This is a genomic window from Micromonospora sp. NPDC006431 (assembly GCF_042870725.1).
Taxonomy (GTDB): Bacteria; Actinomycetota; Actinomycetes; order Mycobacteriales; family Micromonosporaceae; genus Micromonospora.
The window spans coordinates 143,401-155,818 of record NZ_JBIAHQ010000015.1; the positions used below are offsets into that span (position 1 = coordinate 143,401).

Sequence of the window (12,418 nt, forward strand, 5' to 3'; positions counted from 1 at the left end):
CCGCGCGGACGCGCCGACCGCGGCTCGGAGCCACCGCACTCCAGGTCGCCGGGCGGCAGGCCAACGGCAGGGGCGCTCGCCGGGGCGACCTCGGGAATCAGTCGGTGAGGGGAACGCCGGCGGTGGCGGCCACGCCCTCCAGGTAGCCCCGGGCCCGCTCGGTCTTCGGGTACCGCCCGACCAGGGCCCAGAAATGGGCGTTGTGACTGGGCACGATCAGGTGCGCCAGCTCGTGCAGGAGCACGTAGTCGATCACCCAGTCGGGCATGTCCTGGATCCGGTGGGAGATCCGGATGGTGCGGTCGGCGGGGGTGCAGGAGCCCCAGCGGCCGTTCTGGTTGGTGACCCAGCGGACGCTGGCCGGTGCCGCCGCGGCACCGTGCTCGGGCAGGTAGAGGTTGATCAGCCGGGTGGCCCGGGCGAGCAGCTCGGCGTCGGAGCGGGCGAGCCGGCCCTCGCGCGCGGCGAGCCGGGCCAGCATCCGGTCGACCCACTCGCTCTCCTCGGCGCGGGAGAACTGATCGGGGATGAGCACCACGACCCGTTCCCCGTCCCGGTACGCGGACACCGTACGTCGCCGGCGCTGACTGCGCCGTACCTCGACGACGGGCTTCCGCGTCCCGGCCATTACCGGTCCGCGCAGCCTCGGATGACTGTCACGACAGCAAGCTAATGCGTACTGACCAGGGGTCCGCAAGAGTCAACACGACGACATGCGCCCGGAAAATGGTGGTTGGTCGGCAGGAGTCCCAAAAAAAATCTTTGCGGCAGCCCGACAAGGGTCCTCGGTCACCCTTCGTGGCGACTCGGGCCGGGCCACGCCCGTTACCTGCCCACCCCCGCACACGTTAAGTGATCTACGGACGGGCGTCGCGCGGGGGCGACCCCAAGGGTGATCTGAGGGCATTCGCCCGGCGTGTCCCTGCGGAACTGACTTATCGGACGTGACTCGGCATGCACACTCTCGACGTCGACTAGCTCACAGTGTCGATGCTGAGCTGACATGGAACCGCCCAGACCTGGGTAGGGTCCGCCAACCAGCGGTCATGAGCGTGGCCGCGGAGAACAACCCAGCGCCGGTGCCCCGTGTGGCCCGCCGCCGGGAACCCGCCGGGACGGCGTGTCCGGCGGACGAGACGAGGAGGGGCTACCGTGGCCGACCAGGCCCAGACCTACAACGGTTACTGCGTCAAGTGCAAGGAGAAGCGGGACTTCGAGGGGCGTATCGAGGTTTCCAAGACCGGCATGAACATGGCCAAGGGCAAGTGCCCGGTGTGCGGCACAACAGTGAACCGCATCCTGGGCAAGGCCAAGGTCTGACCGGTACGGACGGGGAGGAGTGGCCGGCCGGCCACCCCTCCCCGCGTCCGTTCGGTCCCTACTGTCGGCTGCGCGACACCGGTTACCGCCCGGTTGTGGAAAAGCCGGCTTTTTCTGTGGACAGCCCTGGCCACAGCCCGGCGCACCTGTGGACAACGATCGACGGAACGCGCGGACACGGTCACGATTCGTGGCATGGCCGATCCGACGCCCCTCGCCCGCCCGACCCTCCTGCCGGGGCTGGCCCGCCTCTGGCGGGACCGGCACACCCTCCAGCTCGGGGTCGAGCCCGGCCGGGCCGTCCTGCTGGAGGTGGCGAACCCCCGGGCAGCCCGCCTGCTCGACCTGCTGGACGGCACCCGGAGCGAACGTGCCGTCCTCGCGTACGCGGCCACCGCGCGGGTCGCGCCGGACGAGGCGCGCGTCCTGCTCGACACGCTCCGGGCCGCCGGTCTCGTCGTAGCGGCGCAGAGCCTGCTCCCCCGCGACCTCGCCGGGCCGGCCCGGGCCCGGCTCGCCGGCGAGGCCGACGCCCTGGCGCTGGCCACGTCCGCACTGCCCGGCACCCCGGCCCAGGTGCTGCGCCGCCGCCGGGCGGCGCGCGTGCTGGTCACCGGCGCCGGCCGGCTCGGCGCCGCGATCGCGGTCGCGCTGGCGCAGGCCGGCGTCGGGCACGTCGTACCCGAGCTGCCCGGCCCGGTCCGTCCGGGCGACCTGGTCGGGACGGGCCTGGCCGCCGCGGAGGTGGGCCGACCGCTGGCCGCGGCGGTCCGCGCGGCGCTGGGCCGGTCCGCCCCGGGTACGGAGACCGGGCCGCTCCGCCGGGGCCGCGTCGACCTGGTGGTCCAGCTCGGCACGGACCGGCCGGCGCCCGTGCTGGCCACCGGGTACGCACAGCGCCGCCAGCCCCACCTCCTGGTCGATCTGCGGGGCGGGGTGCCGGTGGTCGGCCCGCTGGTGCGCCCGCCGGCGGGTCCCTGCCTGAACTGCCTCGATCTGCACCGGGTGGACCGCGACCCGGACTGGCCCACGCTCGCCGCCCAGCTCGCCGCCGACGGCACCGAACGGGCCTGCGCCGCCACCACCCGGCTCGCGGCGGTGGCGTACGCGGCCGCGGAGGCGCTGGCCCACCTCGACGGTGGCACCCCGGAGACCCTCGGCTGTGCGGTTGAGATCGCCGGAGCCGGCCGATTCCGCCGCCGCCAGTGGCCGCCGCACCCGTCCTGCGGATGTTCCGGGCGTCGCCCGATCCGGGTCAGCCCCACCGGTACCGGCTTCATAGCAGCAGCGGGGCCGTCGAGTCGGTAACAATGACCGGGTGACCGACATCCCGCGCCGGGCCGTGTCCCGGACCGCCAAGCTCGCCGCCCTGCCACTCGGCTTCGCCGGCCGGACCGTCCTCGGCATGGGCAAGCGAGTCACCGGGCTCGCGTCCGAGGTCATCTCCGCCGAGATCCAGCAACGCACCGCCGAGCAGCTGTTCAGCGTGCTCGGGCAGCTCAAGGGCGGGGCGATGAAGTTCGGCCAGGCCCTATCGGTCTTCGAGGCGGCGCTGCCGGAGGAGATCGCCGGCCCCTACCGGCAGGCGCTCACCAAGCTCCAGGAGGCCGCCCCGCCGCTCCCCGCGGCCACCGTGCACAAGGTGCTCGCCGAGCAGCTCGGCCCGGGCTGGCGGGAGCGGTTCGTGGAGTTCAACGACACCCCGGCCGCCGCGGCCAGCATCGGCCAGGTGCACCGCGCGGTCTGGCGGGACCCGGGATACGGCCCGAACGGCGCCCCGAACCACCGGGACGTGGCCGTGAAGATCCAGTACCCGGGCGCCGGGGATGCCCTGCTCTCCGACCTGAAGCAGCTCTCCCGGCTGGGCGGCATGTTCCGCGCGATCCAGCCCGGGCTGGACGTCAAGCCGCTCCTGGTCGAGCTGCGGGAGCGGATCACCGAGGAGCTGGACTACGAGCTGGAGGCCGAGTCGCAGCGCGCCTTCGCCGCGGCGTACGCCGACGATCCGGACATCTACATCCCCGAGGTGCTGGACGCCTCACCCCGGGTGCTGATCACCGAGTGGATCGAGGGCACGCCACTGGCGGCGATCATCCGGGAGGGCACCGAGGAGCAGCGCGACGAGGCGGGGCGGCTGATGGCCGAGCTGCACCTGTCCGCGCCGATGCGGGCCGGGCTGCTGCACGCCGACCCGCACCCGGGCAACTTCCGGCTGCTCCCAGACGGCCGGCTCGGCGTGATCGACTTCGGCGCGGTGGCCCGGATGCCGGACGGCACCCCCGAGCCGATCGGCCGGATCGCCGCGCTGGCGCTGCGCGGCGACGCCGAGGCGGTGGTGGCCGGCCTGCGGAAGGAGGGCTTCGTCAGCCCGACCGAGCCGATCGACGCCGAGGAGGTGCTCGACTTCCTCCGGCCGATGCTGGAGCCGATCGCCACCGAGGAGTTCCGGTTCACCCGGGCCTGGCTGCGGTCCGAGGCGGCCCGCCTGGCCAACCCCCGCTCGCCGGCCTACCAGCTCAGTCGCCAACTCAACCTGCCCCCGTCGTACCTGATGATCCACCGGGTCACGCTGGGCTCGATCGGGGTGCTCTGCCAGTTGGAGGCGAAGGCGCCCTACCGGGCGATCCTGGAGCGCTGGCTGCCCGGCTTCGCCCCGGTGGGCTGACCGCGGCGGCCGCCCGCAGGCACGGCGTCGCCGATGCCACCTCGGTGGGCTGAGCGCGGCGGCCATCCGCAGGCACGGCGTCGCCGATGCCACCTCGGTGGGCTGAGCGCGGCGGCCATCCGCAGGCACGGCGTCGCCTATGCCACGGGGGCGGCGGCCATCCGGCCGCCGCCCCCGTGCAGGTGGTAGGGATCTAGAGAACGCCCAGGTCACGAGCCGACTGGCGCCGGCTCTTCATCGCGACGGTACGGGCGGAACGGGCTGCCTCAGTGCTCGTGGTGGTGCGACCGGCCTGAGGCCGGGGCATTCGAGCCCGGGACAACGCTTCGTGAAGTAGTTGCATCTCGGTTCCGTTCGGCAGGTGCAGCATCGGTTTCGTCTTTCTCGCGGCCGGTGGGCTCACCGGCGGGACGTGTGGAACGGGGTGTGTCAGGCCGCCAGCCGGACCGCGTTACGCGACTCGGTCAGCCCACTGGCTGCCAGTCGCGCCTCGGCCTCGACCCGGAGCTGCGCGTCGCGGGCGAGGTCCTCCTTGCGCGGACGGCCACGGGGCCGCTTGCGCGGGACGACCGCGCCACGCTCGAAGATCTCGCCGCCCCAGACGCCCCAGGGCTCGGCCCGCTCCACCGCACCCGCGAGGCACTCGACGCGCAGCGGGCAGTCCCCGCAGAGCGACTTGGCCAGCTCGAGCTCGGTAGGCGAGTCGGAGAACCACAGGTCGGGGTCGAACTTCCGGCAGGGCAGGTTCGCCTCCACCTCGACGCTCACGTCGAGCGGGGCCAACGCCAGACTCATCCTCCGGTCACCTCTCTCTCACTTCGATCTCGTGGATCGCATTTCCGACGTACTTCGGCGGTGCAAAAACACTGAGGCCGCGGATCCCGGTGTGCGGGTTCCGCGGCCTCGAGGTGAGCCGGTGGTCTGTTGGATCAGACCGGTCTACCTCGAGGTGGAACACCGCGGACATCCGTGCGCTTCTTGGCGCCATCGATGCCCATGCCCGTGAAGCCACTGGTCCCCTCGATCCCCGCCAGCGGCGCAACGGTCAGGTTCAGCTCGGCCTGAACCTGGACCTGGTGCACCTGCGGGACCGACGGTCGAGCGGCAAGGGCCACCCGGACAGCCGACAGCGGAGCGCAGGCAACTGGCATCGCCAGCGGACGCTCGTAGATGTAGGTCTCCATTGATGCCACCTCCCTGACTTTCCTCGTGCCGACCATGGACTCGTCCCCCGTGAGCAGCCAGAATGGCGCCGCTCGCGAGGTGTGTCCTGAGGCTATTCCTCGCCTCGGGGCGAGGGCAAACGATTTACGGCTAGATTTCGAAACTTTTCTGCGGGCAGACATCGTCCACCGCCGCGCCCCCCACCAGGGCCAGCACCGTATCTCCGTAAAGTCCCAGTTTGCGGGGGCCGATCCCGGCGATCGCGATCAGTTCCTCGCTGCGTCCCGGCTTCCGCTCGGCCAGCGCGGTGAGCGTGGCGTCGGTGAAGACGACGTACGCCGGCACCTTCTGCGCCTCGGCCACCCGCTGCCGCCACTCGCGCAGCCGCTCGTACAGCTCCTGGTCCAGGTCGGACGGGCAGGTGGGGCAGCGGCCCAGCTTGCGGTCCGCCCCGGCGAGCAGGGTGGCGCCGCAGATCCGGCAGGAGACCACCTGGGCGCGCCGCCGCTCGGTGCGCCGGGCCGCGCCGGCGCCGGCCCGCTCGGTACCCCCCGAGCGGTCGAGCTGCGGCAGGAACCGGCAGGGCCGCCGGGCCCGACCGCCCGGCGAGCGGGCCGCGGCGTACGACAACCAGAGCCACTCCCGGGCCCGGGTGATCCCGACGTAGAGCAGCCGCCGCTCCTCCTCGACCTGCTCCGGGGTCTTCGCGTACGTGGTGGGGAGGGTGCCCTCGGCGAGGCCGACCAGGAAAACGGCGTCCCACTCCAGCCCCTTGGCGGAGTGCAGGGAGGCGAGCGTCACCCCCTCCACGGTGGGTACGTGCTGCTGGGCCGCCCGCCGGGCCAGTTCCTCGGTGAAGTCGGCCAGGGTCACCGGGCGCTCGATGGCGGCGGCCTCGCCGATCGGCACCACCTCGGGGGTCGCCGCGTACTCCTCGGCGAGCTGGACCACTGCGGCGAGCGCCTCCCACCGCTCACGTGCGGCACCGCCGGCCGGGGGCGCGTCGGGCGCCCAGCCCACCGCGGCGAGCCCTTCCACCACGGCGGCCGGCAGCGGGGTCTCCCCCGGGATCGACCGGGTGGCGGCGCGCAGCGCCACCATCGCCTGCCGGACCTCGGGCCGCTCGAAGAACCGCTCGGCCCCCTGCACCACGTACGGCACCTGCGCCTCGGTGAGCGCCTTCTCGTACGCCTCGGACTGCGCGTTGGTGCGGAACAGCACCGCGATCTCCCGGGCCGGGGTGCCGCCGGCGATCAGCGCCCGGCAGCGGGCGGCGACCGCGTTGGCCTCGGCCGGCTCGTCGGTGAAGATCCGCAAGTCGGGTTCGGGGCCCGGCGGGCGCTGGCCGTGCAGTTCCAGCCGCAGCCGGGCCTCGGTCCCCCGGGCCTGCGAGATCACCGCGTTGGCCAGCCCGACCACCTGCGGGGTGGAGCGGTAGTCGCGGACCAGCCGGACCACCGTGGCGGTCCGGTGGAGGCGCGGGAAGTCGACCAGGTAGGACGAGGTCGCCCCGGTGAACGAGTAGATGGTCTGGCTGGCGTCGCCGACCACGGTGAGGTCCTCCCGGCCGCCGAGCCACGCCTGCAGCAGCCGTTGCTGGAGCGGGTTCACGTCCTGGTACTCGTCGACGACGAAGTGCCGGTACTGGCCGCGGACCTGCTCGGCGACGTCGGCGTGCTCCTCGATCCCCCAGACGGCGGCGCGCAGCAGGTCCTCGAAGTCGATCACCCCGTTGCCGCGCTTGAGCCGCTCGTACGCGGCGAAGACCTCGGCCACCTTCGCCGGCTCGTACGAGGTCTCGCGCAGCGCCTTGGCCGCGGCCACCACGTACTCGCCCGGCTCGACCAGGGACGACTTGGCCCACTCGATCTCGCCGGCGAGGTCGCGGGCGGCGGTCCGGTCGGCGCGCAGGCCGACCTTGGCGGCGGCCAGGGTGACCACCCGGACCTTGCTCTCCATCAACTCCGGCATGGCGCGCCCCTCGAGCAGCCGGGGGGCGAAGTAGCGGACCTGGCGCAGGGCCGCCGCGTGGAAGGTGCGTGCCTGGACGCCCGGCACCCCGAGGACGGCGAGACGGCTGCGCATTTCGGCGGCGGCGCGAGCGGTGAAGGTGACCGCCAGCACGTGCCGGGCGGCGATGTCACCGGTGAGCGTGCGGTGCGCGATCCGGGAGGTCACCGCGCGGGTCTTGCCGGTGCCGGCGCCGGCCAGGATGCAGACCGGGCCGGCCGGGGCGGTCACCGCGGCCCGCTGCTCCGGATCCAGCCCGGCCAGCACCCGTTCCGCCGTTGAGTGAACCGCCACAGCCAGGAATCATCTCAGCCCCCGGCGATGTTGCAGCGATTAGCCTGGCCTGACTGGACCGGGCGCGCCACCCCTTGGAGGAGTTGACCATGTTGACGATGTATTCCACCCCGTGGTGCGGCTACTGCCACCGGCTGAAGTCGCAGCTCGACCGGGAGGGCATCGCGTACGAGGTGGTCGACATCGAGCAGGACGCGAAGGCCGCCGAGTTCGTGATGAGCGTCAACGGCGGCAACCAGACCGTCCCGACCCTGCGCTTCGCCGACGGCAGCGCGCTCACCAACCCCTCCATCACCCAGGTCAAGCAGCACCTCGCCACCATCTCCGCCTGACCACCCACGCCGGAAGAGCGGCCGCCCCACCCGGGCCGGCCGCTCTTCCGCGTCCGCGCCGGCCGTCGATGATCATGAGGTTAGCGGCCTCGGGATCGGCGTGTCGCCACGGCAACCTCATGATCGACGGACGGCGGCGGGCGGCGCGGGGCAGGGATGCGGGCGGGCGCTGACGGCGGGGGTGGGCTGAGGTGGCGGGCGTGCCAGAGGTAGGCGCCGGCGGCCATGGTGATCATCCCGACCAGGGCGAAGAGCAGGCGGTAGTCGAGGACGCCGACGAGCAGCGCACCGGCCCCGATGGAGACCGCCTGCGGGCCGCTGACCAGCGCCTCCGAGGCGGCGGCGACCCGGCCGAGCAGGGCCGGCGGGGTACGCCGCTGGACCAGCGTGTTGAGCCCGACCATGGTCAGCGGCAGCGACAACCCGGCCAGCAGCAGCGCCACCACGCCCAGCCAGAGCCGGGGGTACGCCAGCGCCAGCGCGGCCGGCCCGAAGAGCGTCACCCCGGCGGCGAGCGCCCCCACCTCGCCGGTCCGGCGTACCACGGTCGCCGAGAGGAGCGCGCCGACCAGCCCGCCGACCCCCTGCACGGTGACGAGCACGCCGACGAAGGCGACCTCCCGGCGCAGCCCCTGGTCCACGTACGCGAAGATCAGCGACTCGGTGAAGCCCATCACCAGCGAACCCAGCCCGTAGCCGAGCAGGGCCCGGCGCAGCGCCGGCTCGCCGGCCAGGTGTCGCAGCCCGGCACCCAGCTCGGCCGGCCAACGCAGGTCGGCCCCGGCGGGCGGGGTCTCGGTGACCCGGAGCAGGCCGACGACGGCCGCGGCGGTCAGGAAGCCGGCCATGGCGAGCGCGGCCAGCAGCCAGCCGCCGACCGCGGCGTACAGCCCGGCCCCGGCCAGCGGGCCGACCAGCCGGAGGCCCTGCCGGACGGTCTGCAGCACCGCGTTCGCGTCGGCCAGCAGTTCGCTCGGCACGAGGTGCCGGATCAGCCCGCTCAGCACCGCGGTCAACGTGATGTACGACAGGCCATAGAGCGCCGCCACCACGTAGATGACCCACACGTCGGCCCGGCCCCGGACCGCGAAGAGCGGGGTGAGCAGCAGCGCCGCGCCCAGGTTGGCGGCCACGAAGAAGGGCCGGCGACGGTACCGGTCGACGAACCAGCCGACCAGCGGCGCCAGCGTCATCGGGGCGATGATCGCGAAGATGGTCGCGCCGGCCATGCCGTCCGAGCCGGTCAGGTCCTTCACCCAGACGGCGAGGGCCAGCAGCAGGATCGACTCGGCCGCCATGCTGGCCAGCACGGCGACGAAGAGCAGGCGGAAGTCGGGGCGGCCCAGGACGGTGCGCATCAGGTTCCTCCGGCGGGGGTGCGCCCGAAGGCGCGACGGGGGCGGGTGCCGGGCCTTGGACGTCCTCGTCCGGGCCGGTCGGACCACCTCCACGGTCCTCTTTTTGTCGCAAGACACGCCCTCGCCGGAACCTCCGGTACCGGCCGCGGCGTCCATACTGACCGTGGGGGGCGAATTCCATACAGTTACCGTCGCGCTCCGCGACGGTCGACGGAAAGAGGGCACCGTGCCTCCTGCCGCACCAGGCCCGATCCTGCGCCGTCGCAGGCTCGGCACCGAGTTGCGCCGGCTGCGTGAGCAGGCCGGCCTCACCGGCGACCAGGTCATCGAGCGGATCGGCTGGGCCTCCGCGTCCAAGCTGTCCCGCCTGGAGAACGGGCGCAGCCGCCCCGACCCGGACGACGTCGACATCCTGCTGGCCCTCTACGGCGCCGACGACGAGCTGCGCGAGGAACTGCTGGGGATCACCCACGAGGCCGGCGACATGCGCGGCTGGCTGCGGAACTTCCCGGTGATGACCCAGCAGCAGCGCGGCTTCGCCGAGTTGGAGGCGGGCTGCGCGGAGATCTCCGAGTACAACCCGGTGCTGGTGCCCGGGCTGCTGCAGACCCCCGGGTACGCCCGGCACCGGATCCTCTCGGCGACCCAGGTGGCGGCGGAGGCCGGCGACCCGGACACCGAGGACCCGGACACCGAGGTACGCGCCCGGCAGGCCCGCCAGTCGCTGCTGACCCGCTCCCCCGACGCGCCCCGCTACACCGCCGTGCTGGAGGAGGCCGCCCTCGGCCGCCGGGCCGGCCCACCCGAGGTGCTGCACGAGCAGATCGTCCACCTCTGCGAGCTGGCCATGCTGCCGAACGTGACGCTGCATCTGCTGCTGCGCGACACCCGGGTCGGCGACTGGTACCTCCCACCGACCGCCTTCTCGGTCTACCGGTTCGCCGATCCGCTCGATCCGGAGACGCTGGCCATCGAAGGTGGGTTCACCGACGTCATGTCGACCGAGGTAAACACCCTAAATCGCTATAAAGTGGTGTTCGAGTGGCTATGCTCGGCGGCGCTCTCCGCATCGGACACCCTCTCCTGGCTCATCGAGGCGACGGGACGGCTGACCGATACGGCGGCCGAGTCCACAGTGGCGTTCGGGCCGGCAACGGCGCCGGCCCAGCGCCGCCGCGACCCGGGGCGCCTGGCGACGGACCGGTGATCCACGGGGACCTCGCCGTCCGGCCTGCGGCGCCACTCGTCCCCATCGGAGCACTCCAGACCAGGAGCAGAACCATGAACGAGATCCGCAACAACTCGTCCGACCTCGCGCCGAATCTCGTCGGCGCCGCCTGGCGCAAGAGCACCCGGAGCCAGACCTCGAACTGCGTGGAGGTCGCGCCGCTGCGTACCGGGCCGGCGGCGGTGGCGCTGCGGGACAGCAAGGACCGGAGCGGGCCGGTGCTGCTGTTCAACCGGGCCGGCTGGCTGGGCTTCATCGCCGGCGCGAAGAACGGGCAGTTCTCGTTGAACTGATCCACCGAACACCAGGGGCCGCCGGCGTCGCGCCGGCGGCCCCGCCGCCTGTCCACCCGGCCACGTCACGCCGGGTGGACGTCACCGTCCTCCCGACAACCGTGCTGACCTGGGGTCAGCCGATCGGTCGGCGTGCGCGAACGACAGTCGGGTTTCACTTGCTGGGACGACCGCCAGGCGTAACATGTCGAATGAGTGACGTGGAAGTTCCATTGCGTATCCGTCCATCCGTATCCGGGGGACACCCATGCGGTTTCTGATCGTCCGCACCGAGATCCGAGCCGCCGCCGACATCGACATCGCGGCCGCCTGGGCCGGCGGTGGCCGGCTGCGGGACGAGACCACCGCGCCGGAGCCGCGCCGCCAGGTCGTCCACGCCGAGGACCGGGACGCCGCCCTGCTGCTGGCCCGGGCGCTGGCGTCCGTCGGAGCGGTACGCGCCGGCCGGCACCGGGTGAAGGTGCTCCCGATCGAGGACCCGGCCCCGGCACACCCGTACCGATGGGACACCACGAGCACCACGAGCACCTGACCTGACGTCCGTCGTGGTCGGACCGGCTCCCCCGCCGCGTTCCTTGCCTCACCCGGCCACGACGGCCCGTGTTCCCGGCCCGTGACCGCCGCGGCAACGACGGTCACGGGCCGGGACCGCGTCTGCCGGTGATCAACGCCACGTCGGCGAAGTGGCGGTATCCCGCTGGCCGCAACCCCGCCACGTCGGCGAGGTGGCGATGATCCACCCGCCACGTCGGTCAGGTGGCGATGACCCACCTGCCGCGTCGGTCAGGTCGCGGCGGCCCGACCACTCAGCAGTGGCCGTCGAGCCAGCGGTGGATCAGGAACAGGGCGATGGAGGAGGGTGGCGGGAGGGCCAGCCGGTGACCGTCGACGTCGACCGCCTCCCCGGCCAGCGCGGCGCCGATCTCCCGCCGGGTGAACCAGCGGGCGTAGGCGATCTCGGCCGGGTCCACCCGGACCGGCTCGTCGGCGTCGGCGCGGGCCAGGAAACCGAGCATCAGCGAGCCCGGGAACGGCCAGGACTGGCTGCCCGCGTACGCGATCTCCTCGACCCCGACGCCGACCTCCTCGCGGACCTCGCGGAGCACGGCGGCCTCGGCCGACTCCCCGGGCTCGACGTAGCCGGCCAGGCAGGAGAAGCGGCGCTCGCCGGGGATGCGTGCCCAGGCGGCGTTGTTACCGAGCAGGCAGCGCCCCTCCGGGCCGGCCACCCCGTCGTGGACCAGCACGATCATGGCCGGGTCGGTACGCGGCCAGACCCGCTCACCACCCGGGTCCACCCGGGACCAGCCGGCCTCGTCGACCTGCGTCGGCCGCCCGGTGACCGACGAGTAGCCGTGCCGGACGTGCCAGTTCAGCAGGGCGAGGGCGGTGGTGAAGAGGCCCGCGTCCCGGTCGGCCAGGAGGTGTCCCACCTCGCGCAGGTTGGCCCGCCGGGTGTCCGGCAGCTCCGGCAGCGGCGCGTCCACCGCGAAGACCGGTACGCCGTCGGGCTCGACGCCGAGGAACATCGGCACCGACCGGGGCACGTCGGGCAGCTCGGCGGAGCCGACCAGCACCAACTCCGGCGCAGCCGACGCGCCGCGGACCAGGGCCCGCCCGTCGTCGGCCGAGTCCAGCACCAGCACCCGGGCCCGCTCCCACGCCTCGGCGAGCCAGTCCGGCTCGGTACGCCGGTGCGCGGCCCGGTCCAGCGTGGACCGGGCCAGCGGCGGGCCGGCCTCGCCGGTCACGCC

13 protein-coding genes are annotated in these 12,418 nt (G+C 73.3%); 7 read left to right on the forward strand and 6 right to left on the reverse strand.

Annotated elements, in window-relative coordinates; translation table 11 throughout:
• Positions 1-97: 97 nt before the first annotated feature.
• Positions 98-628, reverse strand: a complete 531-nt coding sequence (locus tag ACFYM6_RS24090; RefSeq protein WP_387278882.1) for a M48 family metallopeptidase — start codon at positions 626-628, stop codon at positions 98-100.
• Between the two features lie 524 nt (positions 629-1,152).
• On the opposite strand from ACFYM6_RS24090, the gene ACFYM6_RS24095 reads away from it, so the two are divergent.
• The 3 genes from ACFYM6_RS24095 to ACFYM6_RS24105 all read left to right on the forward strand — a co-directional run bounded on the left by ACFYM6_RS24095 (position 1,153) and on the right by ACFYM6_RS24105 (position 3,985).
• Positions 1,153-1,320, forward strand: coding sequence for a DUF5679 domain-containing protein (locus ACFYM6_RS24095; RefSeq protein ID WP_165945332.1), 168 nt, complete (start codon positions 1,153-1,155; stop codon positions 1,318-1,320).
• A 195-nt stretch (positions 1,321-1,515) separates the two neighbouring features.
• A complete protein-coding gene (locus tag ACFYM6_RS24100; RefSeq protein WP_387278884.1) occupies positions 1,516-2,628 on the forward strand; it encodes a TOMM precursor leader peptide-binding protein in 1,113 nt (370 codons plus the stop codon).
• 10 nt (positions 2,629-2,638) lie between these two features.
• Positions 2,639-3,985 (forward strand): ABC1 kinase family protein, encoded by a 1,347-nt coding sequence (locus ACFYM6_RS24105; RefSeq protein WP_387278886.1) that lies wholly within the window; start codon positions 2,639-2,641, stop codon positions 3,983-3,985.
• A gap of 429 nt (positions 3,986-4,414) precedes the next feature.
• Here the strand turns inward: ACFYM6_RS24105 and ACFYM6_RS24110 are convergent, their stop codons facing one another.
• The 3 genes from ACFYM6_RS24110 to ACFYM6_RS24120 form a co-directional block, all read right to left on the reverse strand.
• On the reverse strand, positions 4,415-4,780 hold the full coding sequence (locus ACFYM6_RS24110) for a WhiB family transcriptional regulator (RefSeq protein ID WP_073834753.1): 366 nt from the start codon (positions 4,778-4,780) through the stop codon (positions 4,415-4,417).
• Between the two features lie 134 nt (positions 4,781-4,914).
• On the reverse strand, positions 4,915-5,169 hold the full coding sequence (locus ACFYM6_RS24115) for a hypothetical protein (protein WP_357439837.1): 255 nt from the start codon (positions 5,167-5,169) through the stop codon (positions 4,915-4,917).
• A 130-nt stretch (positions 5,170-5,299) separates the two neighbouring features.
• Positions 5,300-7,453, reverse strand: coding sequence for an ATP-dependent DNA helicase UvrD2 (locus ACFYM6_RS24120; protein WP_387278888.1), 2,154 nt, complete (start codon positions 7,451-7,453; stop codon positions 5,300-5,302).
• Between the two features lie 89 nt (positions 7,454-7,542).
• On the opposite strand from ACFYM6_RS24120, the gene ACFYM6_RS24125 reads away from it, so the two are divergent.
• Positions 7,543-7,785, forward strand: coding sequence for a mycoredoxin (locus ACFYM6_RS24125; RefSeq protein ID WP_387278890.1), 243 nt, complete (start codon positions 7,543-7,545; stop codon positions 7,783-7,785).
• Between the two features lie 80 nt (positions 7,786-7,865).
• On the opposite strand, the gene ACFYM6_RS24130 is transcribed toward ACFYM6_RS24125, so the two are convergent.
• Complete coding sequence (locus ACFYM6_RS24130; protein WP_387278892.1) at positions 7,866-9,143, reverse strand: MFS transporter; 1,278 nt, start codon at positions 9,141-9,143, stop codon at positions 7,866-7,868.
• 226 nt (positions 9,144-9,369) lie between these two features.
• Here ACFYM6_RS24130 and ACFYM6_RS24135 point away from each other — a divergent pair, with 226 nt between their 5' ends.
• The 3 genes from ACFYM6_RS24135 to ACFYM6_RS24145 all read left to right on the forward strand — a co-directional run bounded on the left by ACFYM6_RS24135 (position 9,370) and on the right by ACFYM6_RS24145 (position 11,196).
• Positions 9,370-10,350, forward strand: a complete 981-nt coding sequence (locus tag ACFYM6_RS24135) for a helix-turn-helix domain-containing protein (protein WP_387278894.1) — start codon at positions 9,370-9,372, stop codon at positions 10,348-10,350.
• A gap of 74 nt (positions 10,351-10,424) precedes the next feature.
• Positions 10,425-10,664 carry a DUF397 domain-containing protein gene (locus ACFYM6_RS24140; protein WP_387278895.1) on the forward strand — a complete coding sequence of 80 codons (240 nt, stop codon included), beginning with the start codon at positions 10,425-10,427 and terminating at the stop codon, positions 10,662-10,664.
• A gap of 247 nt (positions 10,665-10,911) precedes the next feature.
• Positions 10,912-11,196: a hypothetical protein gene (locus ACFYM6_RS24145; protein ID WP_387278897.1), complete on the forward strand. Its 285-nt coding sequence runs from the start codon at positions 10,912-10,914 to the stop codon at positions 11,194-11,196.
• A 274-nt stretch (positions 11,197-11,470) separates the two neighbouring features.
• Here ACFYM6_RS24145 and nudC read toward each other — a convergent pair whose 3' ends face one another.
• A complete protein-coding gene (nudC, locus tag ACFYM6_RS24150) occupies positions 11,471-12,415 on the reverse strand; it encodes an NAD(+) diphosphatase (RefSeq protein ID WP_387278969.1) in 945 nt (314 codons plus the stop codon).
• Between the last annotated feature and the right edge of the window lie 3 nt (positions 12,416-12,418).

What these genes read in the sequence shown, in the direction of transcription:
- ACFYM6_RS24090 (WP_387278882.1), bottom strand. Translation starts at nt 628, where the DNA reads ATGGCCGGGACGCGGAAGCCCGTCGTCGAGGTACGGCGCAGTCAGCGC.
- ACFYM6_RS24100 (WP_387278884.1), top strand. Translation starts at nt 1,516, where the DNA reads ATGGCCGATCCGACGCCCCTCGCCCGCCCGACCCTCCTGCCGGGGCTG.
- ACFYM6_RS24110 (WP_073834753.1), bottom strand. Translation starts at nt 4,780, where the DNA reads ATGAGTCTGGCGTTGGCCCCGCTCGACGTGAGCGTCGAGGTGGAGGCG.
- ACFYM6_RS24115 (WP_357439837.1), bottom strand. Translation starts at nt 5,169, where the DNA reads ATGGAGACCTACATCTACGAGCGTCCGCTGGCGATGCCAGTTGCCTGC.
- ACFYM6_RS24125 (WP_387278890.1), top strand. Translation starts at nt 7,543, where the DNA reads ATGTTGACGATGTATTCCACCCCGTGGTGCGGCTACTGCCACCGGCTG.
- ACFYM6_RS24130 (WP_387278892.1), bottom strand. Translation starts at nt 9,143, where the DNA reads ATGCGCACCGTCCTGGGCCGCCCCGACTTCCGCCTGCTCTTCGTCGCC.
- ACFYM6_RS24140 (WP_387278895.1), top strand. Translation starts at nt 10,425, where the DNA reads ATGAACGAGATCCGCAACAACTCGTCCGACCTCGCGCCGAATCTCGTC.
- ACFYM6_RS24145 (WP_387278897.1), top strand. Translation starts at nt 10,912, where the DNA reads ATGCGGTTTCTGATCGTCCGCACCGAGATCCGAGCCGCCGCCGACATC.